The following is a 23,910-nucleotide window of genomic DNA, read 5'->3' as shown; positions in this document are numbered from 1 at the left end:
AAGACGATTTCCATTCAAGTATCGAATGAGAATCGTCTTTTTTTAATTTGATTTACCGTACTAGTTAGAAAAACGTGAGTTTTTCAGCAGCCTCGGCATGGGCCATCCTTTTTTTTATTCAAATCAGCTGAAAAAAGATTTGATCGCGTCTATTAAACTGCTGAAGACTTCTTTCAATTTATCTAAGAAGGATTGACCCTCTTCGGACTCTAGAAAATTGGAAAGCTTATCTTTAGCGGCAGTAAGCTGATCCCCGACGGCGTTCCAATCAATATTCAATTCTTTTAGCTTATTGAATAAATCAATTAAACTTTGAACTTGATTATCATTTAAGGAAATTCCCAGTTCTTTTGCTGAAGACTCGACAACCTCGCGGACCTCTTCGGTGTTAGCCGGAGGATTTTCAGCCATTTCCTCTTTGATTTTCGTTACCAGTGCAGAGGCTTCCTCTGTACCGATTTCATCACCCAATTTAGCTGTTTTCACCATTTCTTCATTCGCTGCCTGCTTCACATCTTCCGGAATCTTCTTGTCTGAAGAGATTTCATAGGCTTTAATGACCCCTGTCAAAGCTGCTGTACCGGAAACGGGTATAGGTGCGGTGACATAAACGGTAGCATCTTTTACGCCAGCAGTTGCCAGTGCGTTGATATACATTTCATCTGAGACCCAGTTAATGTTTTTCGACTCCAGTTTAAGGCCAGTGCCTTTTTCCTCCAAAGTAATGGCAGAGGATGAAATAGCTTTTGTACCAATCAGACGCTTAGCGATATAGTCTCCTAAGTATTCATGTTCCTCCGCATTTGTAACCGTTAGAACCTCAACATCATTAGGGGCTTTCATTTCTGACAAAATCATATTTTTTTGTTCATTTGTCAAATTTTCTCCTAGTGTGACGATCATTTCACCAACAGCTGCATCTGCAAAAGCTTTATATGGCAATAATAGACATAAAAGAATGGTTAAAATGACCCATTTATTCGTTTTTTTCATGATAATCCTCCTTAACTTTTCCTGCTGAATTGAGACCTTTCATTAAAAGGTTGGCGCTTTAAATAAAGATTCATAGTATTTGACGAAACAAAGGATAAAAAAGATACATATTTTCCTGAAAAATATTTATATAGCTCAAAATAGCTATAGCTCTTTCAAAGGAGGAAGTGATTGTACCTTGTCTTTTATACTTATTAGGCACTCTATGAACCTAAGGTCACTTTACCAATGTAGTAAAATCGAAGCAAGATTGCAAGGATATTGTCAGATTGTGTTAAGTTATAGTAGAATGAATTCATTATTTAAATATTTGGACCATTCATAAAAGGAGTATGGGATGAGGAAAAGTAATAAAACTCTTTTACTTATGATGCTTATTATCGCTTTGATGTGGGGAATCGTATATTGGCTGTTTATCGCTTAGCACATAGCACATAGCACATCGATAAATCAAGTGCTGAAAGTGATGTTGAAACGAACGAATTTTTTATGTATGATGGAAATGTTATATGTGAGCTTATTATTCAAAGCGAATTAATTGGAAACAGGTAGATAATAAAAACGTTATTTAGTAACGAGGGATATTATGTTGATTAAGTATAAGAAAAGTTATGAGAAGTTTGCCATGGGATTATTATCTTTCATGCCAAAAGAAAAAGAGATAAAAACGCTTCGGAATACGATGAAGAATTATGAAACGGATGAAAATCTACAGCTGTACTTATGGAAAGAGGAAGAGATTACGGGCTTGATCGGAATAGAAGTCTCTCCAACCCACATTGAGATACAGCATATATCTGTAAATCCATCCTTTCGGAAGCAAGGTATTGGTAAAACGATGGTAAGGGCCATCAAGGAGCAATATCCTGACAAAGAACTAAAAGCAAATGAGTTTACGGAAAGCTTTCTTGACAGGTGTGAAGAAGTCTGAATATGAAAGTGGGAATGGAGGATCACCTTTAAGGGCGGTCCTCCATTCCTGTTTTTCGAAGGGATAGCTGCCGAGCCCTTTCAGAAATGACATCCGAACGGTCGCGCATTAAATGCTTATCAACTATTGATGAATTAGCCATGTCGCTTCCTTCGCCCCATATGTACCCATCCTGCAAACACATGGATTGGCATTTTTCGATCAACCCTTGATCCGCTATCGGAAGATTAATGCTTTCATATGGCTTTTGGGATAACATCCGTTCATGTGTGTCCTCGAGCAATTTGAACAGTTTTTCTGGATCGAGCCCCAATTTCAGGAGCTCGGCTTGTTTAGTGCGGAGATTTGCAAGGGCTTTAGCAAGTGTCCTTACAGCCCCTTTTTTGTTTTCCCTGCGATCATGGTATAGGGCAACCGCAATTTGGATGAGCCCGACCCAGTGGGAGTCACGTTCTTTTGGAGCGGTTTCCTTCCAATATTCTTCAAGAATTTCATGACATTCGAAGTAATCCCTTGTTCCATGGAAATGGACAAGGAAAGAAAGGTAATCTTCCGCGTAATTCAATAAGAGCACCCCTTTTGTTTGATGAAATCATCCAAGGTAAGGCTAAAAGCCATTTTCCATAGCTAAATACCCGCCATGTATACTCCCTAAGTTTAGCATAGAATTTTTTCTTGGAAAATAAAGAAAGCCGATTGCAAGGCAATCAGCTTGATTCATAAGTCAATTAACACCAACTAGCACCGACGATAACTAATAAAATGAACAATACTACAATAAACGCGAATCCGCCGCCGTGCCCAAAACCACCTGCACCCATAATAAGTACCTCCTTTGTTCTGCTGTTCTTACATTTCTAGACTATGTTGGATTTGAGAATGTGATTGGGCATTGACCCAATTTCACAAATCCCTTTGAAGAACTTTCCTAAGGTCCTAAATTATTATTATTGGATAAAGGGCGGCAATCCACTATACTTGATTAGTAAAAGAAATAGGCCTATTATCGGCCAATTAGATTTAAATGGGGTAATTTAATGGGTTATAATATAAAAATTGACGCTTTCGAAGGTCCGATGGATTTACTCCTGCATTTGATTAATCGCCTTGAAATAGACATCTACGATATTCCGATGGCTGATATTACAGATCAATATCTAGGATACATCCATACGATGCAGCACCTGGAATTGGATGTGGCCAGCGAATATTTGGTGATGGCTGCAACACTGCTTGCCATCAAGAGTAAAATGCTGCTGCCAAAGCATGAAGATGAACAATTGATTGATGAGGATGGGGAAATATTTGAAGAAGATCCACGGGATGAGCTTGTGGAGAAACTATTAGAATATAAAAAGTATAAGTATGCAGCTGAAGAGTTTAAAGGGATGGAAGAAGAACGCAGCCTGATGTTCACTAAACCCCCAAGTGATTTATCTGTATATGTTAAAGAAGCGGAAAGTGATAAACAAGAGTTGAATATAAGTCTATACGATATGCTCGGAGCTCTCCAAAAACTGCTCCGAAGGCAAAAAATACAAAAGCCGCTTTACACGAAAGTAACGAAACAAGAGATATCGATAGAAAAACGAATGGATGAAATCATGATTGAGTTACAATCAATTAATGGGAAGAAAAGTTTTTTTGAACTGTTTTCGCTTCCGGTTAAAGAGCATATCGTCATCACTTTTATGGCAGTACTGGAATTAATGAAACTAAATGAAATCATCGTTGAACAGGAAGATAATTTTTCGGAAATCATGATTGCTGCTAAGGAAGGTGTAGAGCAAGTTGGAAGTTATTAATTGGAAAGGGATTCTTGAGGCATTATTGTTTGCTGCTGGAGATGAAGGACTCTCCGTCAAACAAATTGCCTCTGTCCTTGAAATTACGGAATATCAAGCAAGAGACATCGTTGAAAGTTTAAAGGAAGAATATATATCGGATATACGCGGGATTCAGGTGATCGAAATAGCGGGTGTTTATCAAATGACGACAAAAAAAGCACACTCGGATTATCTGAAAAGACTGGTGGAAACATCAAGCACTCAAGGTTTGTCCCAGGCGGCTTTGGAAACACTCGCAATCATTGCCTATAAGCAGCCGATAACTAGAGCTGAAATTGATGAAATTCGCGGGGTCAAAACGGAGCGTCCCATCCATACACTTGTCACGAAAGTCTTAATAAAAGAGGTCGGACGTGCTGAAGGATCCGGCCGGGCTTATTTATATGGGACAACAAAAGAGTTTTTGGATTACTTCGGCCTGAATTCCATAGATGAATTACCGCCACTCGCGGATAATTCGGATGATAGCTTTGAAAATGGTGAAGCCGATCTGTTTTTTGAAAAATTTCAGCAAACAATCGAATAACATTTTTCTTTAAATTGTGATAATATAGAAAAAAATGAATGCGGGGGGATTGCGGGTGCGAATTGTAGCATGCAATGGATTTGGGCTTGAAAAGGAAAAGTCAAATTCACCTGAGGACTTCTTTAATCGATCCGTTATACAATACATAAAGGATGGAGAAGAGAAGACGCTGAATGTACTGTATCTTCGCTATTTTGATGAGATGGTCACTCGTTGGACCCCATATCCCGCCAATCCTCTATTCAAAAGCCCTAACCGAGATATTTATATGGCTGATATCATTGCCATGGTCTGTCTACTCAAAGACCCGAGCTTGATTAACCGAAAACGTATATATATAAATGCAGAAAAAGAGCTTGCTGGTTATTTCGAAAATATAGATTTTGAAAAATTGGAGAAAGTGTTTATATCTATTGACCAAGCTAAACCATATGATATAGAATCTCATGTTGACTATTATATTCAATCTTAAATCATTTTGAGGAGGGTTCACGGTTGGGGAATACATTGGTAAAATCTCAGCTTGAGGATGTAAAAGGCTTTTTAGAAACGACAGTGGCTCAACTAGAAGAATTTATAAATGAGACGACCTATTCTAAGCTGCAAGAGGAAAAAAGCGGGGATGAAACCTATTATAAAGGGATCCTTTCTAGTTTAAGAAGAATGCTTGTAAGTTGTGAAGAGGGCTTGGAGGCTTGCCAAATCGTTCTGAAAAATGATGTTTTCAATAAAGTTGCAGCTGAAAAGACGCTTTATAGGGTTTATCATCAATGTATCGAAGAATACTTTTCCCCAAAATCAGATCGGTGGTTTGAGGACAGCAGATCTGCCTATACAGGAAAAAACTCGATTAAATTTCACCAAAGTGTACCTGACAGCATAATGTCCATTCTGAAGGCCGTGGAAAGTGGATTCCAGACCATGCGTGAAGAATTGGAGTTTTATGAAACGGATTATCGGACGAAAATGTTACAGTCAAGATAGAGAAGCAGCTAGGCTTTACAGGCCTAGCTGTTTTTTAGCTTTAAATGGAATCTCCGCTTAATCGAAACATAAAATACTTTGATGATTAAAAGTGTATGAAGGTTAAGAGGAGGTTCGAAGATGTCTGATGAAAGAGAGTATGCAAAAGACGTAAGTGAATGGGTTGATGGAGTCATGGAATATCTTGAGAAGATCGATATCACCGATTCGCAAGTGTTGTTAAACATTGAACGGCTTTCCCAGTTGACAAAAGATTTGAATGAGGAAGAAATGGATTATGAGGATATGGTTCTGATTGAAGAAGAGATGGCTCGGGTCTACGAAGAAATTGAAGAACTCGCTAGAGAATTCAGTATGCAGGAAAGGCAATCAGTGCCGATTGGGAAGCATACACTTCCGCCATTACCTTATGCCTATGAAGCGTTGGAACCGACGATTTCAAGGGAAATCATGTATCTGCACCATGATAAGCATCATCAAGCATATGTCGATGGGCTGAATAAAGCGGAATTGATGATGCAAAAAGCGAGGGAGACGAAAGATTTTTCCTTATTGAAGCATTGGGAAAAGGAAGCAGCTTTTCATGGGTCAGGCCATTATCTCCATACGCTGTTTTGGGAAGTAATGATTCCAGGAGGAGGCGGACAGCCAAAGGGAGATTTACTTAAACAGATTGAGAAAGATTTTGGAAGCTTTGCAGCGTTTAAAAGTCATTTTAGTGAAGCGGCCAAACAGGTAGTAGGTGTTGGCTGGGCGATTTTAGTCTGGGTTCCACGTACGCGGCGGCTAGAAATACTTCAATCGGAATTGCATATGTTGTTGACCCAGTGGGATACGATCCCGATCCTTGTTCTTGATGTATGGGAACATGCTTATTACCTTCAATATAAAAATAATCGGGCAGGGTATGTGGACAAATGGTGGGACGTTGTAAACTGGCCGCAAACAGCGGTAAGGTTCACAGAAGCGAAGAAGCTTATTTGGAAAAAACAATAATTGATAAAATAAAGAATGTCTAAGGAGAACCAATTCGCAGACGAGCCGTGATGGTTCGTTTTTTTTTGTCTGAAATCTTGTATTAAGAATCTTTTAGGGAAAATATGGCAATGATATAAAGGAATGACTGACAATTTTATTTGAAACGGCCATTGATTCTCATTTGAATATTTTTATTTGATTGGAAAGGGGATGATATCAACTTCCGAAATAATGAGCATGTGTCTTGTTTTTAACCTTGAAATAACATTTAAAATGTGTTAAAGAGGCGATTTTGAAGTGCCATGGGTTTTTAAAAATAATTAATTTATATCAATATAAAAACTGTGACTAATTTGTGAACTTAAAAATTATTAAGGTATATTTATTGACTAATTTCTATTTAATAATTATTATAAATAGGAGCATATAAAAAAATAGCTATTGGAGGAATTTATTATGTCATTGATCAATAAACAAGTTGAAGATTTTAAAGTACAAGCTTACCATGCAGGAGAATTCAAAGAAGTTACACTTGAAGATGTTAAAGGAAAATGGGCAGTATTCTTTTTCTATCCAGCTGACTTCTCATTCGTATGTCCAACTGAATTAGCTGATCTTCAAGATAACTATGAAACATTCAAGGAAATTGGTTGTGAAGTTTACTCAGTTTCAACAGATACTCATTTCAGCCACAAAGGATGGGCTGATGCTACTGATACAATCGGTAAAATTCAATATCCAATGTTAGCTGACCCAGCAAACGTTTTATCCCGTCAATTCGGTGTATTAATTGAAGAAGATGGATTGGCTCTACGTGGAACTTTCATCGTAAATCCAGAAGGACAAATTAAAGCATACGAAATTAATGACTTAGGGATTGGCCGTAATGCAGAAGAACTTGTGAGAAAAGTTCAAGCTGCACAATTCGTAGCAGAACACGGAGATAAAGTTTGCCCTGCAAAATGGACTCCAGGTGAAGCTACTCTTGAACCAAGCCTAGACCTTGTAGGTAAACTTTAATTTTTAATGGGATGATCCCTTTCTTCAGTTAATGGATATAACGATTACTGGGACAATTCGTCCGACAAGATCTAATGACAAAAGGCACTTACCTAAAATAAGTGCCTTTTGTTTTTCAAAATAATCAGTTTAGCACGCATTATCATTCAGCAAGGAGAACAAATATGAAAAAAATATATGATTTATTAATTATTGGCGGCGGTCCTGCAGGCCTCTCGGCGGGCGTTTATGCGGGACGAGCTAAATTAAAGACAATAATTCTTGAAAAAGGAACTGGCGGCGGACAAGCTGCAACTACATCGGAAATAGCCAATTATCCTGGTATCCGTCATATATCGGGCCCTAGATTAGTTGAAGAAATGAAGCTTCAAAACGAAGATTTTGGCGTGGAATTCGCCAAAGCTGATGTAACGGGCGTGGATTTCTCAGGTGAGGTGAAAGTCGTTAAAACCCTTGGCGGGGACTACCATGCACGCGCCGTCATCATTGCAACGGGTGCTACTCCAAGAACGCTAGGATTTCCAGGTGAAGAGGAATTCACTGGCCGCGGTGTAGCTTATTGTTCAACATGTGATGGTGAATTCTTTGAAGGGTTGGAAGTTTTCGTTATCGGGGCAGGATATGCAGCCGCCGAAGAAGCTATATTCCTGACCCGCTTTGCTACAAAAGTTACAATCATCGCCCGGGAATCAAGCTTCTCGTGTGCCCCGTCCATTGTTGATAAAGTGATGGCAAATGATAAGATTGAAGTGAAATTCAATACTGAAATCCTTGGGGTTCATGGAGACGGGATGATTCAAAGTGCACGTTTCATCAATAACGTTACCAAAGAAGAATTTGAATATAAGGCGAAGGAAGAAGACAATACGTTTGGAGTATTCGTTTTCATAGGTTACGAGCCGAAAACAGAGATTTTCAAAGGCCATATCGAAATGGATCATGCTGGTTACATTTTAACTGATGATGATATGAAGACTAATGTGAATGGTGTCTATGCGGCGGGCGACCTAAGGCCAAAATCCTTGCGCCAGATTATCACAGCTGTATCTGATGGAGCGATTGCAGCAACGGATGCCGGTAAATATATTGAAGAAGAAAAAGATCGCCTAGGAATCAAAGATGAACCTGAAGTTGAAAAATCGGCGAAAAAAGAACAGGCCGCTGTCCCGGCAGGTAAGAGCGCTTTATTAAGTGATGCGTTACGCGGCCAATTAAAGGGAATCTTCAGCAAGATGGAGAGCGAAGTAACATTGGTGTCCATCGTCGATGAAAGTTTGCCAAAATCAGTCGAATTGCGAGACTTCTTGTTGGATGTTGCGGAATTAGGAGACAAGCTGCATCTTGAGTTATACAACAAGGGAGAAAGTCCGGAAATTGAAGAAAAAATCAATGCAGATAAGTTCCCTGTCGTCTCCCTCTTAAATTCGAATGGTGAATACAGTGGCGTCAAATACCACGGTGTACCAGGCGGCCATGAGTTGAATTCCTTCATTTTGGCTATCTATAACTTGGCCGGTCCTGGTCAAGCATTGGATTCAGTCGTATTGAATTCAATTAAGGGAATCAGTAAAAAAGCGAACATTAAGGTTATGGTTTCATTGGCATGTCACTACTGTCCAGACGTTGTAGTGGGTGCACAACGCATTGCCATTGAAAACCCTAACGTTGAAGCTGAAATGGTCGATATAAGCAATTTCCAGGATATCAAGAAGAAATATAAAGTCATGAGCGTGCCGGCCATGATCATCAATGATGAAGAAGTGGTATTCGGAGCTAAGAAAATTGATGAAATCGCTGCATTATTAGTATGATAGAACACTAAATCGATAGGGGCCCCTATCGATTTTTTTATGTTGAAAATCAATAGATATCATGAAGGTTTACATTCTTTTTATTCATAACCCTTGTCCATTTGCATAAACTTGTACAAAAACAAGTAAAGAGACGAGGGGGCACTCATGCGTTTTCTATATAAAGGGTTATCAAGTTTGTGTATCGTCATTCTCCTGTTGTCTTTTATGGCACCCGTACAAAGAGCCAATGCAAATGTAGCCGTAAGTGCCCATAGTGCGATTTTAATGGATGAGGATAGCGGAAGGGTCATTTATGAAGTGAATGCTCATGAAAAAAATCGTATAGCAAGCATTACAAAAATAATGACGGCTATCTTGGCCATTGAATCTGGACAAATGGACGAAACAGTTAAAGTGAGCAGCAATGCCTTCGGGACGGAGGGCTCTTCCCTTTTTTTAAAAGAAGGAGAAAAGATTAAGCTCGAAGATTTGGTTTATGGCTTGATGCTTCGTTCCGGTAATGATGCAGCAGTCGCAATCAGCGAAAAGGTTGGTGGAAGCCTGGATGGATTCGTCTGGATGATGAATCAAAAGGCAGAAGAAATCGGTATGAAAAATACCCATTTTTCAAATCCACATGGTCTGGATAATACGAAAAACCATTATTCAACCGCATATGATATGGCCATACTTACTCGTTATGCTATGCAAAACGAAACGTATGCAAAGATTGCCGGCACTAAGGAGCACAGGGCGCCTAATTCTACAGAACAATGGGATTATGTGTGGAAGAACAAAAATCGCCTTCTTACACAATTATATGAGTATTGCACAGGCGGGAAAACAGGGTATACCAAACTAGCAAAACGTACCTTGGTCACGACGGCAACAAAAAACGAGCATGACCTGATAGCTGTGACATTGAATGGTCCTGATGATTGGAATGATCATATTCAAATGTACGAATCCGCTTTTAAGGATTATAAGCCTACAGAAATTTTACCTGAAGGCATGGTGAAAAATATACAAAATAAAATGTATAAAGGTCATGTTTACATTAAAAATGATTTTTCGTACCCATTAACAAAAGAAGAAAGAAAAATGGTCAATGTGAAAATGAAATTGTTGAAGCCACAGAAAGCTTGGAAAGATAAAAGGAGAATCCCGGAAGTGGTCGGCAGGGCATCCATCTATCTCGATGGAAAGAAAATAGGAACACGTTCAATTTTTTATGGGGAATCAAAAGAAAGCTTCAAGCAACAATCGTTCCAATCATCATGGGCCGAGGTATTTGAAGCGGTATTGGGAATCAAACGAAATGGTTAATTACATTTGGGTTGGGATGTTTGTGATCGGTATTGTATTTGGCATGATTAATGGGACCATGGATCAGGTGAATGAAGCTCTTTTTGTCAGCGCAAAGGAAGCGGTCACCCTTTGTCTGGGACTGATGAGCATTCTGGTCTTTTGGCTAGGGTTGATGAAAATAGCGGAAGAATCGGGATTGCTTGATAAACTATCCAACTTGTTCAAGCCATTCATGAGATGGCTGTTCCCTGAAGTACCGCCTAATCATCCGGCTATGGGATATATACTTTCGAATATGATGGCAAACACATTCGGCTTGGGGAATGCCGCTACACCTCTTGGTATTAAAGCCATGGAGCAGCTAAAGAAACTAAATGGAGGAAAAGCAACGGTCAGCCGCTCGATGGTCACTTTTTTAGCAATCAATACCTCAAGCGTAACGTTGATTCCGACGACTGTTATTGCAATCCGCATGAATTACGATGCCCACTCCCCGACGGACATCGTTTTCCCGACCATAATAGCAACAGCCATTTCTGCCGTTGGAGGAATCGCGATAGATCGATATTTTTATTACAGGAGAAAAAGAAGCGGGAGGGAATAGGATGTTGCACTGGATGACCACCATATCAATTTGGATGATACCGATTTTGATCCTCTGTATATTACTGTACGGTACATTGAAAAGGGTCCCTACCTATGAGACCTTCGTCGAGGGTGGGAAAGAAGGGATCAACATGTCCTTTTCCCTCATCCCTTTCCTGGTAGGCATGCTTGTGGCGATTTCGGTATTTAGGGCATCAGGGGCATTGGACTTCATCGTACAATTTTTAAACCCTTTGCTTTCCCTGCTTCATTTTCCGTCTGAGGTTTTACCCCTTGCGATTATTAGACCAATATCCGGAACAGCCGCTTTAGGCATGACCAGCGACCTTATATCGGTTTATGGACCGGATTCATTCGTTGGACGCTTGGCTGCCACGATTCAGGGAAGTACAGACACCACCTTCTACGTATTGACCGTTTATTTTGGAGCGGTCGGGATCAAAAAAATGGGTGATGCCCTTAAGGTCGGTCTTTTGGCGGACCTGATCGGAATCATAGCTGCTGTTATCGTTGTCACACTAGTTTTCGGAATGAAGTAAAGGTAAGGAAATGGGCATCCCATTTCTTTTTTTTTTGTGTTTTTCTTAAACTAACGGCTATGATTTGGCTATCAATTTTATAAGGGGTTCAAACTTTCATCTAAAAGAAACATTTTTTTGTATGGAAAAATAAGCTATGTTACACTCATTATGGAAACCAGCCCATTTAACAGTCTCATTATTGGTGTATTAATAAAAGAAAAGCTCTTAATCGCGAAAAACCTTTTGTTTTTGCCTCTCCATATGTAATAATTGTATGATTGTGTATGTATAGACAATAACAAACGAATGATTATACTATGGGGTGAAGATAGATGGAACGATTACAAAAGGTAATAGCACATGCTGGACTGGCTTCCCGCCGTAAAGCAGAAGAGTTGATTTTAGAAGGCAAGGTAAAAGTGAACGGCAAAGTAGTGAAGGAATTAGGTGTGAAGGTGGGTCCTAATGATAAGGTCCAGGTTAATGAAGTCCCGCTTGAAAAAGAAGCTCCTGTTTATTTCCTATTCTATAAACCGCGCGGTGTCATTTCGGCAGTTTCGGATGATAAGAATAGAAAAGTCGTAACGGACTATTTCCCTTACATCAATGAACGGATTTATCCAGTTGGCCGCTTGGATTACGATACTTCAGGTTTGTTGATTTTAACCAATGACGGAGAATTTGCAAACACGTTAATGCATCCGAAGCATGAAGTGGATAAAGTGTATGTTGCAAAAGTAAAAGGGATACCTTTGCGTGAAAGCTTGAAAAAGTTGGATAAAGGCATCAAATTGGAGGATGGCAAGACTGCTCCAGCCAAGACTAGGGTATTGTCTACCGACAAAAAAAAGGAAACGGCTATTGTTGAAATCACAATACATGAAGGCAGGAACAGGCAAGTCCGCCGGATGTTTGAAGCAATCGGCCATCCCGTCATAAAATTGAAAAGGGAACAATATGGTTTCTTGACTTTGGACGGTTTAACAGCAGGAGATTCCAGGGAGCTAACTCCACATGAAGTAAAATTAATGAGGACTTTAGCATCGACCGAACCTAAACAGCGGAGAATGTAAAAAAGAATTTTTTCTTTATTAATAGGTTGAAACCACTACCTTATTCTTTCTCTGGAAGAATGGGTGGTGGAAAACAACCTGTAAATACCTTTTTTTTCATGAATCGGGATTGAATGTCACAAAACCTTCAGAAATGTAAATAAAATGCGCATGGTATTGAATGGTATAATGGTATGGTTAAATTTAGTGTGGCCTTAGGAGGATCTCTATGAATAAGAAGAAGCGACGCCTAATAAGCAGGACCATCATTCTTCTGATTTTAGGTGCAGCTTTAGTGTTTGCCCTTTATACGAACTTCACTAAAGATAAGAATGAAAGTCTGAGAAAAGGATCAGATGCACCCAATTTCGTTTTGACTGATATGGAAGGCAAAGAACATAAACTTTCCGAATACAAAGGAAAAGGCGTCTTCCTGAACTTTTGGGGTACATATTGTAAGCCGTGTGAATATGAAATGCCTTATATGGAAAATCAATATAAAAACTTTAAGGACAAGGGCGTTGAGATATTAGCGGTCAATGTCGGGGAATCTGACTATGCTGTCAATAACTTTATTACAAAGCATAATCTTACCTTTCCAGTCATGATCGATAAAGGCAGGGAAGTGGAAAATGCCTATCGCGTGGATATTTTGCCTGTCACCTTTTTGGTCGATAAAAAGGGGAAAGTGGTAGATATCATCACCGGAGCTTTGACAGAAGAGAGCATCCAAAAGCATATGGAGAGAATTAAACCATAATATTGGGGAGTTTTTGACATGAAAGAAGTAAAATGCGATTGTGGTCATGTAAATCCGTTTGGCACAAAGATTTGTGGGAAATGCGGGATGGTCCTTGGTAACGAAAATGAAAACAAGCTTATTGATATGCGATATGAAGGAAGTGCCAGGCGTTCACAAACATATAAAAAAACGATCATCGATAAAATATGGAACTTCTTTTCTTCCGTTAAGGTAGGGGTGACGCTCATTGTCATTGCCTTGATCGCTTCAGCTATCGGGACGATTTTACCCCAGGAAATGTATATACCTTCAACCGCGACGCCTGCAGAGCATTATGAACTGGAATACGGCTGGTTTGGGAAGGTGTATTATGAACTCGGGTTCCATAATTTGTATAGTTCATGGTGGTATTTGATTATCATAGGCATGCTGGGCATATCACTCCTGATTGCCAGTATCGATCGTTTTTTTCCATTATATCGATCGTTAAAAAAACAAGGGGTCACACGTCATGACGGTTTCATGAAGCGACAGAGGCTTTATGGAGTGACAAAGCTTGAAGACCAAGATATAAACCTTGAAGCAGTAAAGAATAGATTAAAAAGGCAGCGTTATCATATTCGGGAGGAAAACGGTCATATACTTGCCGAAAAGGGGCGTTTTTCACGTTGGGGACCCTATGTAAATCATATTGGACTTATCATTTTTTTAATTGGAGCATTATTGCGTTCTGTCCCTGGGATGTATATCGACAAAGTACTTTGGCTACGGGAAGGTGAGAGAAAAGAAATCCCGGGTACAAATGGTGAATACTATCTTCAAAATAATGAATTCACCTTAGAGGTGTATGACAAAGGAAATGAAGAAGATGAACAATACAGTGCTGCAATAGATAAAACCGGCACGATAGCTAAAACCTATCAATCCGATGTTACGCTCTATGAGCGCAAGGGAGAATCAATACCAGGGGAAAAGGCGGATCTTCATAAGCTTAAAGATTATAAAATCAAAGTCAATGAACCTCTGAAATATGATCATTATGCCCTCTACCAAGTAGATTATAAACTGGATGAGCTCAGTACGATGGCTTTTAATTTAATAAATAAAAAAACCGAAGAGAAATATGGCAGCTTAAAGGTTGATTTGAATAATCCTCAAAAGAAATACGAGTTGAAGGAAGGATATTCTGTTGATTTGATCAGTTACTTCCCTGATTTCGAATTCGATGAAAAAGGTGTACCTAGAACGATATCGAAGATTCCGAATAATCCAGCATTTATCTTTAAAATGCATACTCCGGATAAGCCTGAGGGTGAAGTCAGTTTCGTTGCGATTAAAGAGACTGTGGAGCCTTTAGGGGAAAACACTTATAAAATGGCTTTTAATGGTGTGGAAACTCAAGATGTCACGGCTTTGACCGTAAGGAAGGATTTAACGCTTTGGATCCTATTCACGGGTGGAATCATTTTCATGATAGGAGTTGTCCAAGGCTCTTATTGGAATCACCGGCGTATATGGATCAAGAGGAAGGATGATGAGATATTAATGGCCGGCCATACAAACAAAAACTGGCACGGTATTAAAAGAGATATAGAACAGGCGATAGAATCAACATCTCTTTGCGAACCAACGGATCAACTAGAGGAGGAGAAATCTTCTACTAAGGGGGAAGTTTTAAATGGCTGAATTAAGCAGTAACTTTTTATATGCAGCTTTCTTATTATATCTGCTCGCTACCTTTTTATTTGGGGGATCGATAAAGGATAAACGTGGAGCGGAGGAAAAGAAACAAAATAGATGGGCTAAACTGGGCATTTTCATTACCATTCTAGGTTTCACTGCGCAAATTGGGTATTTCATCACTAGATGGATTGCTGCCGGCCATGCCCCGGTAAGTAACCTGTTTGAATTTACGACCTTTTTCGGAATGATGCTGGTCGGTGCTTTCATATTAATTTATTTCCTTTATAAAACACCCGCCCTTGGGTTATTCGCTTTACCGATTGCGTTATTGATAATCGCATATGCAAGTATGTTCCCTACAGAAATTTCGCCACTCATTCCTGCATTGCAGAGCGATTGGCTACATATCCATGTAACGACTGCAGCGACAGGACAGTCGATCCTAGCCATAAGTTTCGTTGCAGCCATCATTTACTTAGTCAAATTCGTCGATCAGACACAATCAAGCAAAAGAACGTTCTGGCTTGAAGTCATCATGTTCACATTAGTCAGCACCATCGGTTTTGTCATCATCACTTCTACTTTTGCGGCCATGGATTATAAGGCGAATTTTGATTGGGTCGATAAACATGGTGCTGAGGTTAAACAGGAATTCAATCTCCCGGCGTTAGTGGGTCCAAATGAAGGGAAACTAACCGAGGCGGATCGGTTTGAACCACTTGTGAACATGCCTGCGCTGATCAATGCTAAGAAACTAAATACAGTCATTTGGTCAATCGGTATGGGACTCGTCCTGTATGGTCTAATAAGGCTAATTGCTCGCAAAAGAGTGGCAGCCTTGATTAAACCGATCGTTAAAAACGTGAATTTGAATTTATTGGACGAGATTAGTTATCGTTCGGTCCTTATCGGCTTTCCGGTCTTTACACTCGGTGCCCTCATTTTTGCAATGATCTGGGCTCAAGTGGCCTGGACACGATTCTGGGGCTGGGATCCGAAAGAAGTATGGGCACTGGTTACCTGGTTGTTTTATGCGGCTTTCTTACATTTGCGCATGTCAAAGGGGTGGCAAGGGGAAAAATCAGCTTGGCTTGCCGTCATCGGTTTTGCCATAATGATTTTTAACTTGATATTCGTTAATCTTGTTATTGCTGGTTTGCATTCATATGCTTGAATCTGTATTGTAATAATTAGATAAAGGGGGTCTTTTGATAGAAACGTCGAGGAGTTGGCTAATCGATTTTTCTGGAGAATGATCCCTTTTTAAGTGCCTCTCACTTTAAAAGGATATTTCGGTGAAATGGCCATCATGAATTCTTAGTGAAGCGGTTGAAGTCTTTTTTTGTGACAAAATGGTGAAAAAGTCCAAAGAATCTAATACAAAATGGTATCTTATCGTCCTTTGAAAGGAAAAAGTATTAGTCATTGAAGTTTTCATTTTGTAGAATATATGATAGGAGGCTGATTACATAATGTATAATGCTATTAAAATTCTTGTGGTGGATGATGAAGAAAGAATCCGCCGGCTGTTAAAGATGTATTTGGAAAGAGAAGAATACATAATCGATGAAGCTGAAAATGGAGATATGGCTTTATCAAAAGCCCTTGAAAATGATTATGATTTAATTTTATTGGATATTATGATGCCTGGTAAAGATGGAATCGAAGTTTGCCGTGAATTAAGGGAGAAGAAAACGACACCTATTATCATGCTGACTGCTAAAGGGGAAGAAGTGAACCGCGTTCAAGGGTTTGAAGTGGGTACCGATGATTATATCGTAAAGCCGTTCAGTCCTCGCGAAGTCGTGTTAAGGGTAAAAGCTTTATTACGTCGATCTTCAAGCACGAGTTACATGCAGACGGAAACAACGGCAAAAGATGTGATCGTCTTCTCACATCTAACGATCGATAATGATGCCCACCGTGTACTTGCTGATAACAAAGAGGTTTCTTTAACACCAAAAGAATATGAATTATTATATTTCTTAGCGAAATCCCCCGATAAAGTTTTCGATAGGGAGCAATTGTTAAAAGAAGTGTGGCACTATGAATTCTTTGGAGATCTTCGAACTGTAGACACGCATGTTAAACGCTTACGTGAAAAATTAAACCGCATATCCGAAAACGCAGCCAAGATGATTGTCACTGTTTGGGGTGTAGGTTACAAGTTCGAAGTCATTAATGACTGATGCTATGGGGCAGTGTTGTAGGGAAGCTATGGGCAACGATCCTATTGCTCGTGTCGTTTGTATTAATCGTTTTAACCGTTCTGTTGGTCGAATTCTTTGAGAATTTCCAAATTGAAAATATTGAAAATGATTTAACCAAAACGGCTGAACAAATCATTAAGGTAACCAATGACCATCAGGGATCTAACAATGAGGTTTTACAAATAGCTTCGGAATTAATAGGCAACGAAACGAAAATGATCATTCTTAACGATGACAAAATGATATTCTCATCCATCGGAGGAGATAAGGAGTTTGAAATCACACCGGAATTCATTAAGAATGATCCCGAATTGCTCAAGGTTTTTACGGAAAGAAAGACAGTGAAAAAGGAAATCGCGTTATCCGATGATGGGGGTAAAGAAGAGTTATCCGCAATTGTTGTAGGGATTCCACTTGAATTGAATGGGGAACAGGATGAAGTTTTCTTATTTCAATCATTGGAATCCATGGAAGAAACCACAAAGTCCACTACACAGTTCATTTTATTGGCTGCGGGCATTGCGATCATATTGACCACGATTTTTGCTTTCTTTTTATCTACAAGAATCAATGCCCCATTGGTGAAGATGAGGGAAGCCGCACTAGCGATTGCCCGGGGGAAATTTGATACAAAGGTTCCTATCTTGACTCAAGATGAGATTGGTGAGTTGGCCATAGCGTTTAATCAGATGAGAAAGCAACTGAAATTCAATATGAATGCACTTAGTCAGGAAAAAGAACATCTCTCAAGCATTCTTAGCAGTATGGCTGATGGGGTCATTACATTCAATAAAGATGGCACAATCCTTGAAACGAATCCGCCAGCGGAAAGGTTTCTGCAATCCTGGTACTTTGAGAAGGGCTATAACCGGGAGGATAACGTGAATGTCCCCTTGGTTTTGATGAATCTTTTTGATGAATCAGAGTCATTCGATAAGGAGCGAGTCGGTGAAATTACCTTGCAAGGCCGTGATTGGGGATTGATAGTCAGCCCGCTATATACAAATGCCGACAATATTCGGGGAGCGGTGGCCATCATACGGGATATGAGTGATGAAAGACGTATGGACAAACTTAGGACGGATTTCATAGCGAATGTCTCCCATGAGTTAAGAACGCCAATTTCCATGTTGCAAGGATATAGTGAAGCAATCGTAGATGACATTGCGAGCAGTGAAGAGGAAAAGGTGGAAATGGCCCGAATCATCTATGATGAGTCTTTGAGAATGGGACGTTTAGTCAATGACCTGCTTGATCTGGCTAAATTGGAATCGGGAAAAATGAATCTTAGCTATGAATGTGTGCCGATATCTCCTTATTTAAAGCGGATAACAAGTAAGTTTTCCGGGCTTGCCAAAGAAAAAGGGATCACAATATCAGCCAGTCTTCAAGACAATGAAATCGAATGGCAATTTGACCCTGACCGTATTGAACAGGTTTTAACTAATTTAATTGATAATGCGATTCGTCATACTCCTTCAGGCGGTAACATTGATGTGATCCAGAGGACAAGTGATCGAAGGGGTCTGATCATTGATGTGACGGACTCTGGATCAGGTATTCCCGAAGAAGATTTACCTTTTGTATTCGAGAGGTTTTATAAAGCGGATAAAGCAAGGACCCGCGGCAGATCAGGTACCGGATTGGGTTTGGCAATCGTAAAAAATATAATCAATGCCCATGACGGCTACATTTCGGTAAACAGTTTACCTAATAAAGGGACAACGTTCAGTTTTATCCTGCCTCGAATTATGGAAAATGCTGAATGAATGACGGGTAGCTTGCCAAAAAATCTTGTTTCATAAGAAACGTGAAGACAAAGGCAATTGGATTCATTTCCAACTTGTCTTTGTTTTTTTTTAGGAAGAAAGATAAGAAGTCCCGAATATGTGGAAATTGACGGAATTTTATAATAAGATTAAAGCCGAAGTATGTAACTTTTATTTAGGAATGACGACTATATTTATGAACGGATGTGGGGAAATGATGGATTCCGTTTTCCACGATCTTTATGAAAAATATCATCAGGAAATTTATCAATTCATTTATTATATGACTAAAAATCGTGAAACGGCTGAGGACCTTGTTCAGGAGGTCTATATCCGGGTGTTGAAGGCCTATGAGCGCTTCGAAGGAAAAAGCAGTGAAAAAACGTGGATTTATTCGATTGCAAGAAATGTGACGATTGATTTTTTTCGGAAACAAAAAGGGTGGAAAGACAAAATCTTCCCTAACTTTGATTGGGATAGGCAATTGATTAAAGATACACAGCCCATTCCGGAAGAAGTGGCTATCATGAACGATGATATCCAAGATATTTATCAATGCTTAAACCGATGTACCGTCGATCAAAGATCCGTCATCATTTTACGATATATTCAGAGCATGTCCATTACGGAAACTGCTGAAGTATTGAATTGGAGTGAAAGTAAGGTAAAAACGACCCAGCACCGTGCTTTAAAGGCAATCAAAAAATTGATGGAAGATTTTTCATCCGGGAAGGAGGGCCACCGCATTGAGAAGAACCCGTTGGAAAGAAAACGAAATTGAAGATATGCTGCGCGAACTTCCGAAATTAAAAGATGACCGAACAAAGGCAGAGGTGTTTGCAAGAATACATGATAAAAAGAGAAAAAAACACTGGATTCCTCTAATTGCGGGTGTTGCCTCCTTATTCTTATTGGTTGCTTTTGCGTCATCATTAATTATTGGAAAAAAAGGAACGACAAGTCAAGAGGAGACTGGCAGTACTGGGAAATTATCCATTTCTGAAAATAAGGAAATGACAGGGCATGAACGGCATGGTATCAAAGAAGATATCTCAGAAGATAAACAGGATAATCAAGAGTTTTTGGGTAAGAAAGTGGAAATTGAATCTAAAGACGAGGTTTCAGAAATAGAACCATTAAAAGGTGAAAAGGAAAAAACTTTTGTACATGCGATTTATCAAGACGACCTGAAAAATGCTTCGATCATTACCGTGGGCGTACCAGATGATCAAAAGAATTTCATCGTTCCCATCTCAATAAAACTCAAAAATAATGACGAAGCGAATACACTGAATCGGTTAGTTAATCAAATGTCCGATATCGATGAAGAGCAATATGGGCTATTTGACTATTTTCCGCTTGATATAAAGATTAGCCAAGGAAACGATATGACCACTGCTCATATTGACTTTCGGGAAAACAGCCGACTATTGGATGATGATACACTTTTTCTCCACTCGATGGAAGAAACGCTTTCCTATAATAATATAGAGAAGATGACTTTTTCTACAGGTGGTAAGCAAGGTGCAATGTTTGCACATGCAGGGTTTTTAAAGGAGGCGGATATACCTCATCAAAAAAAACGCACATACCTTCTTTACCAAAGAGATGAATCCTCTCCAAGGTTTCTTGTTCCAAGCAATCTGGATTATCAGGACTTCGAAGAGGCGCTTCAAGCTGGAAAAGGGAAGCCGGACATTGAGGGAATATCACCTGCAATCCCGGATGACCTTAATTGGGAAAGTATACGTTCAAAAGGAGATCTTGTGATCATTAAACTATCAGATCAAGCTGCTATTGAAAATAGCAAGGAATCCCTTCAAGCTTTAGAAGCCATTCTCTTCATTGCTAAGGATTTTGGTTTTGAAAAAGTGAAATTTGAAAATGCTCCCATTGAAGAGGTAGGCCAACTGAATTTAACTGAAGACATAGTGGTGCCCAAAGCACCGAACCAAGTGAATTGATGCAGGGAGTTAGGCTAAATGATGGGGAGAAGTACATGTAATGGTGCAGAAAAGAACGTACGTAATAAACACCCTAAAAGAAAAGTGCCCGCGCATGACGGACACTTTTTTTCTTCTTATAATGAAATACGGGCCATGAACGTAATATCATCTGTTTCCATTAAAAATTGTTTCATATTGTCTTCTAAGGGTACATCAAAGCTCAGAACCATGATGGCTTCCCCGCCAGCTTTTTTACGACCTACCTGCATTGTGGCGATATTCACTCCGTGGTCACCAAGGACCTTACCTACGTTACCAATTACACCAGGTTTATCGGTATGCTGGATATAAAGTAAATTCGATTCCGGATGAAAGTCGATTTTGAAATCATTCAAACTAACGATTCGAGAACCGTAATTTTCGATATAGGTTCCACTGATTGTTAATTCACGGTTGTCACCTTTTACTTTAAGGCTGATTAAGTTAGAGTACCCTAAAGAGTCCGTAGAGATTTTTTCACCAACTGTGATGCCACGCTCTTTTGCGATCAGCAAGGCATTCACTTCATTGACAGCTGCATCAACTCTTGATTTAAAGAAACCTGAGATCAGACTTTTAGTCAAAATCGCTGTATCGAAGTCCAATGATTCTCCAGCATACGTAACGGAGATTTCCTGAATTCCTTCTTTCATGCACTGAGAAGCAATGGATCCCATTTGCTGAACAAGTTGATAGAATGGTTGTACCTTTTCAAAGACTTCTTTAGAAATGGCAGGAAGGTTGATGGAACTAGAGACTGGATTTCCTTCGAAATAGGTCAATACTTCTTGGGCAACTTGTACGGCCACATTTAATTGGGCCTCTTTCGTAGATGCACCTAGATGAGGTGTAGCTATGACGCTATCCAGTTCAAGCAGTTTATGGCCAAGTGGAGGTTCTTCGACGAAAACGTCCAGTGCCGCTCCGGCAACATGTCCTGCAACTATCGCTTCATATAAGTCATCTTCGTCCAGAATACCGCCGCGGGCACAGTTCAGTACATATACGCCTTTTTTACAGGTAAGCAGTTTTTCTTTATTTATCAATCCTTTAGTTTCTTTCGTTAGGGGAGTATGCACAGTAATGATGTCTGCTTTAGGAAGCAATTCATCTAAGGGCAGGGACGTAACGGACATTTTCTTTGCACGATCTGTAGTAAGGAACGGATCGTAGACAATGACATCCATACCAAACACTTTAGCACGTTTGGCAATTTCCCCTCCGATACGCCCAAAACCGACTATACCTAATGTTTTACCGCGAAGTTCCGTTCCTGTATATAAAGAACGTTTCCACTCCCCATTCTTCAATGAAGCATAAGCTTGCGGAATGTGGCGCATCATGGAAGCCATCATTGCAAATGTATGTTCTGCTGTTGAAATGGTATTTCCGTCAGGTGCATTAACCACGACAATCCCGCGTTTTGTCGCTGCGGGGATGTCTATGTTATCGACGCCGACACCAGCGCGTGCTATAATTTTCAACTGCGGCATACGATTCATTAAATCATCCGTTACCTTCGTTGCACTTCTTACAAGTATTGCATCAATCCGATCAAGTTCATTTGCCGCTTCCTCTACTGTCTTCTGAATAAGAAGAATATGGGATGCCTCTGATAGCGGTCCGAGTCCTTCTGGTTTGATGGCATCTGCTACTAAAATCCGATACACGCTAAACACCTTCCTAGGGGAGAATAATTATCTTAAATTTCAGTTAATTTTACAATTGAAATGGTGATTATGTCAATTTGACTTAATTGGATGTAAGCGCTTAAAACAATAATTATCATCCTGATCGTGTGTGGTAGACCGCCATAATAATGGCTTCATCATCGATTGCCTAAAAAAGAAAAATTATTTACATTATTCCAAATTATCATTTTGTATATCCAATTATTGTTATAAACCCTTTAATCTAAAAATGGACATTCACCATGACGATCGATATTCATCCTAACTGTATTTAACTGAGAAAAAAATATTTTCGGTTCTTCCTAATTTCTCGAGTAGACAAGTACTTTTGACCTCTGCTGACTTCTGATGGTTCAGCTGTCCATCACTGGACAGGTTCCAAGACGTCTGAGTTTGCTGATACTGAAGTTTCTCTTTATTCATTTAATAAGTATTTATATAATCTATATTTATCCCACCGTTTCTTCCATTTCCTTCTATGTTTCTCCCCTGTCTAATTCCGGTAATTCAAAGCTCATTGTCTTCACACATTTTCCAAAGAGGCGCCCATGGGCCGGCACAATAGAGTAAACACCCCACTCACCTGTGTTGCAGTTTCTTGTTCCTCCCGGGAATAATTCAAATCTTTGGGACCTCCTTTAGCGCTGCTCCATATGAATGTTTAGTCTGGCATTTCGTGCATCGGATGGTTACTTTTTGACATGGTTTCTATCCCAATATAAAAAAATGTTAAATATGCCGTGTCATAACTTGTCTTACATACATAATATGTTTTATATAACAAAGGAAGGAGTGATATATATGGGCAGAAGTAAGAATAACGATAGGAATAACAATAAGAATAACGATAAGAATAACAATAGGAATTCCAATAGGAATTCCAATAGGAATACCAATGAGAATACCAATATGAATACCAATAGGAATACCAATATGAATACCAATAGGAATAGCAATAAGAATAACAATAAGAATAACAAAAAGAAAATCGAGATTAAAGTATTTTGCAAAAATTGTTCCTTTAAATAAGCTATATTCCGCACGCTCAATTTTCTTTTAAAAAAATATAAGCTGAAGGGCAATCTCCCAGGGGTTTTAATAGGTTAAAAAGTTTTGGGACTTCATTTTGCAGCATTTGCATAAATTAAATGGAGAAGAAGAACTCTTTGCTTTTTATGAATCCCATTTAATGAGTAACTATTTTTGTCCGAAAATAGTTACTTTTTTTTGTGTCAAGGTTTAGATGCGCTTTAACATAGGTGGAAAACTGG

At 39.4% G+C, this 23,910-nt stretch carries 23 protein-coding genes; 19 read left to right on the top strand and 4 right to left on the bottom strand.

Going from position 1 to position 23,910, the window contains the following annotated elements; genetic code table 11:
• Window positions 1-123: 123 nt before the first annotated feature.
• Entirely contained in the window at window positions 124-993 is an 870-nt protein-coding gene (locus ACQKKK_RS12665) for a DUF1002 domain-containing protein (RefSeq protein WP_427616494.1), read from the bottom strand.
• 586 nt (window positions 994-1,579) lie between these two features.
• On the opposite strand from ACQKKK_RS12665, the gene ACQKKK_RS12660 reads away from it, so the two are divergent.
• Window positions 1,580-1,924 (top strand): GNAT family N-acetyltransferase, encoded by a 345-nt coding sequence (locus tag ACQKKK_RS12660; RefSeq protein WP_427616493.1) that lies wholly within the window; start codon window positions 1,580-1,582, stop codon window positions 1,922-1,924.
• Between the two features lie 28 nt (window positions 1,925-1,952).
• Here the strand turns inward: ACQKKK_RS12660 and ACQKKK_RS12655 are convergent, their stop codons facing one another.
• On the bottom strand, window positions 1,953-2,498 hold the full coding sequence (locus tag ACQKKK_RS12655) for a DUF309 domain-containing protein (RefSeq protein ID WP_427616492.1): 546 nt from the start codon (window positions 2,496-2,498) through the stop codon (window positions 1,953-1,955).
• Between the two features lie 154 nt (window positions 2,499-2,652).
• Window positions 2,653-2,745 (bottom strand): YjcZ family sporulation protein, encoded by a 93-nt coding sequence (locus ACQKKK_RS12650; protein WP_081108854.1) that lies wholly within the window; start codon window positions 2,743-2,745, stop codon window positions 2,653-2,655.
• A gap of 216 nt (window positions 2,746-2,961) precedes the next feature.
• On the opposite strand from ACQKKK_RS12650, the gene ACQKKK_RS12645 reads away from it, so the two are divergent.
• The 18 genes from ACQKKK_RS12645 to ACQKKK_RS12560 all read left to right on the top strand — a co-directional run bounded on the left by ACQKKK_RS12645 (window position 2,962) and on the right by ACQKKK_RS12560 (window position 20,927).
• A complete protein-coding gene (locus tag ACQKKK_RS12645; protein WP_427616491.1) occupies window positions 2,962-3,729 on the top strand; it encodes a segregation/condensation protein A in 768 nt (255 codons plus the stop codon).
• Entirely contained in the window at window positions 3,716-4,297 is a 582-nt protein-coding gene (gene scpB / locus ACQKKK_RS12640) for an SMC-Scp complex subunit ScpB (RefSeq protein WP_427616490.1), read from the top strand. The genes ACQKKK_RS12645 and scpB overlap by 14 nt, the downstream gene beginning before the upstream one ends.
• A gap of 55 nt (window positions 4,298-4,352) precedes the next feature.
• Window positions 4,353-4,769, top strand: a complete 417-nt coding sequence (locus tag ACQKKK_RS12635) for a hypothetical protein (protein ID WP_427616489.1) — start codon at window positions 4,353-4,355, stop codon at window positions 4,767-4,769.
• 23 nt (window positions 4,770-4,792) lie between these two features.
• Entirely contained in the window at window positions 4,793-5,281 is a 489-nt protein-coding gene (locus tag ACQKKK_RS12630) for a YpuI family protein (protein WP_427616488.1), read from the top strand.
• Between the two features lie 120 nt (window positions 5,282-5,401).
• A complete protein-coding gene (locus ACQKKK_RS12625) occupies window positions 5,402-6,277 on the top strand; it encodes a superoxide dismutase (RefSeq protein ID WP_427616487.1) in 876 nt (291 codons plus the stop codon).
• 438 nt (window positions 6,278-6,715) lie between these two features.
• On the top strand, window positions 6,716-7,279 hold the full coding sequence (gene ahpC, locus ACQKKK_RS12620) for an alkyl hydroperoxide reductase subunit C (protein ID WP_063233159.1): 564 nt from the start codon (window positions 6,716-6,718) through the stop codon (window positions 7,277-7,279).
• A 164-nt stretch (window positions 7,280-7,443) separates the two neighbouring features.
• On the top strand, window positions 7,444-9,090 hold the full coding sequence (locus ACQKKK_RS12615; protein ID WP_427616486.1) for an FAD-dependent oxidoreductase: 1,647 nt from the start codon (window positions 7,444-7,446) through the stop codon (window positions 9,088-9,090).
• A 147-nt stretch (window positions 9,091-9,237) separates the two neighbouring features.
• Window positions 9,238-10,398 carry a D-alanyl-D-alanine carboxypeptidase family protein gene (locus ACQKKK_RS12610; protein WP_427616485.1) on the top strand — a complete coding sequence of 387 codons (1,161 nt, stop codon included), beginning with the start codon at window positions 9,238-9,240 and terminating at the stop codon, window positions 10,396-10,398.
• Complete coding sequence (locus ACQKKK_RS12605) at window positions 10,391-10,984, top strand: nucleoside recognition domain-containing protein (protein ID WP_048680124.1); 594 nt, start codon at window positions 10,391-10,393, stop codon at window positions 10,982-10,984. Before ACQKKK_RS12610 ends, ACQKKK_RS12605 begins: the two co-directional genes overlap by 8 nt.
• A gap of 13 nt (window positions 10,985-10,997) precedes the next feature.
• Window positions 10,998-11,525, top strand: coding sequence for a spore maturation protein (locus tag ACQKKK_RS12600; protein WP_427616509.1), 528 nt, complete (start codon window positions 10,998-11,000; stop codon window positions 11,523-11,525).
• A gap of 314 nt (window positions 11,526-11,839) precedes the next feature.
• Window positions 11,840-12,580 (top strand): 23S rRNA pseudouridine(2605) synthase RluB, encoded by a 741-nt coding sequence (rluB, locus tag ACQKKK_RS12595; protein WP_427616484.1) that lies wholly within the window; start codon window positions 11,840-11,842, stop codon window positions 12,578-12,580.
• 208 nt (window positions 12,581-12,788) lie between these two features.
• Entirely contained in the window at window positions 12,789-13,319 is a 531-nt protein-coding gene (gene resA / locus ACQKKK_RS12590; RefSeq protein ID WP_427616483.1) for a thiol-disulfide oxidoreductase ResA, read from the top strand.
• An 18-nt stretch (window positions 13,320-13,337) separates the two neighbouring features.
• Window positions 13,338-14,987, top strand: a complete 1,650-nt coding sequence (gene resB, locus ACQKKK_RS12585; RefSeq protein ID WP_427616482.1) for a cytochrome c biogenesis protein ResB — start codon at window positions 13,338-13,340, stop codon at window positions 14,985-14,987.
• Complete coding sequence (gene ccsB / locus ACQKKK_RS12580) at window positions 14,980-16,158, top strand: c-type cytochrome biogenesis protein CcsB (protein ID WP_427616481.1); 1,179 nt, start codon at window positions 14,980-14,982, stop codon at window positions 16,156-16,158. Before resB ends, ccsB begins: the two co-directional genes overlap by 8 nt.
• A gap of 298 nt (window positions 16,159-16,456) precedes the next feature.
• Window positions 16,457-17,173 carry a response regulator transcription factor gene (locus ACQKKK_RS12575; RefSeq protein WP_342602197.1) on the top strand — a complete coding sequence of 239 codons (717 nt, stop codon included), beginning with the start codon at window positions 16,457-16,459 and terminating at the stop codon, window positions 17,171-17,173.
• Complete coding sequence (locus ACQKKK_RS12570) at window positions 17,170-18,963, top strand: ATP-binding protein (protein ID WP_427616508.1); 1,794 nt, start codon at window positions 17,170-17,172, stop codon at window positions 18,961-18,963. Before ACQKKK_RS12575 ends, ACQKKK_RS12570 begins: the two co-directional genes overlap by 4 nt.
• A gap of 217 nt (window positions 18,964-19,180) precedes the next feature.
• Window positions 19,181-19,744 (top strand): RNA polymerase sigma factor SigX, encoded by a 564-nt coding sequence (gene sigX, locus ACQKKK_RS12565; protein ID WP_427616507.1) that lies wholly within the window; start codon window positions 19,181-19,183, stop codon window positions 19,742-19,744.
• Entirely contained in the window at window positions 19,710-20,927 is a 1,218-nt protein-coding gene (locus ACQKKK_RS12560) for a hypothetical protein (RefSeq protein WP_427616480.1), read from the top strand. Before sigX ends, ACQKKK_RS12560 begins: the two co-directional genes overlap by 35 nt.
• Before the next feature lie 116 nt (window positions 20,928-21,043).
• On the opposite strand, the gene serA is transcribed toward ACQKKK_RS12560, so the two are convergent.
• Window positions 21,044-22,618 carry a phosphoglycerate dehydrogenase gene (gene serA, locus ACQKKK_RS12555; protein WP_427616479.1) on the bottom strand — a complete coding sequence of 525 codons (1,575 nt, stop codon included), beginning with the start codon at window positions 22,616-22,618 and terminating at the stop codon, window positions 21,044-21,046.
• Between the last annotated feature and the right edge of the window lie 1,292 nt (window positions 22,619-23,910).

It is taken from the genome of Peribacillus sp. NPDC006672, from assembly GCF_050274955.1.
Classification (GTDB): Bacteria; Bacillota; Bacilli; order Bacillales; family DSM-1321; genus Peribacillus.
The sequence above is the reverse complement of the archived record's forward strand: the minus strand, read 5'-3'. Positions and strand labels throughout refer to the sequence as shown.

Coding starts and splice junctions, on each gene's coding strand:
- ACQKKK_RS12665 (WP_427616494.1), bottom strand. CDS start 993: ATGAAAAAAACGAATAAATGGGTCATTTTAACCATTCTTTTATGTCTA.
- ACQKKK_RS12660 (WP_427616493.1), top strand. CDS start 1,580: ATGTTGATTAAGTATAAGAAAAGTTATGAGAAGTTTGCCATGGGATTA.
- ACQKKK_RS12650 (WP_081108854.1), bottom strand. CDS start 2,745: ATGGGTGCAGGTGGTTTTGGGCACGGCGGCGGATTCGCGTTTATTGTA.
- ACQKKK_RS12645 (WP_427616491.1), top strand. CDS start 2,962: ATGGGTTATAATATAAAAATTGACGCTTTCGAAGGTCCGATGGATTTA.
- ACQKKK_RS12625 (WP_427616487.1), top strand. CDS start 5,402: ATGTCTGATGAAAGAGAGTATGCAAAAGACGTAAGTGAATGGGTTGAT.
- ahpC (WP_063233159.1), top strand. CDS start 6,716: ATGTCATTGATCAATAAACAAGTTGAAGATTTTAAAGTACAAGCTTAC.
- ACQKKK_RS12615 (WP_427616486.1), top strand. CDS start 7,444: ATGAAAAAAATATATGATTTATTAATTATTGGCGGCGGTCCTGCAGGC.
- ACQKKK_RS12610 (WP_427616485.1), top strand. CDS start 9,238: ATGCGTTTTCTATATAAAGGGTTATCAAGTTTGTGTATCGTCATTCTC.
- ACQKKK_RS12605 (WP_048680124.1), top strand. CDS start 10,391: ATGGTTAATTACATTTGGGTTGGGATGTTTGTGATCGGTATTGTATTT.
- ACQKKK_RS12600 (WP_427616509.1), top strand. CDS start 10,998: ATGACCACCATATCAATTTGGATGATACCGATTTTGATCCTCTGTATA.
- rluB (WP_427616484.1), top strand. CDS start 11,840: ATGGAACGATTACAAAAGGTAATAGCACATGCTGGACTGGCTTCCCGC.
- resA (WP_427616483.1), top strand. CDS start 12,789: ATGAATAAGAAGAAGCGACGCCTAATAAGCAGGACCATCATTCTTCTG.
- resB (WP_427616482.1), top strand. CDS start 13,338: ATGAAAGAAGTAAAATGCGATTGTGGTCATGTAAATCCGTTTGGCACA.
- ccsB (WP_427616481.1), top strand. CDS start 14,980: ATGGCTGAATTAAGCAGTAACTTTTTATATGCAGCTTTCTTATTATAT.
- ACQKKK_RS12575 (WP_342602197.1), top strand. CDS start 16,457: ATGTATAATGCTATTAAAATTCTTGTGGTGGATGATGAAGAAAGAATC.
- sigX (WP_427616507.1), top strand. CDS start 19,181: ATGGATTCCGTTTTCCACGATCTTTATGAAAAATATCATCAGGAAATT.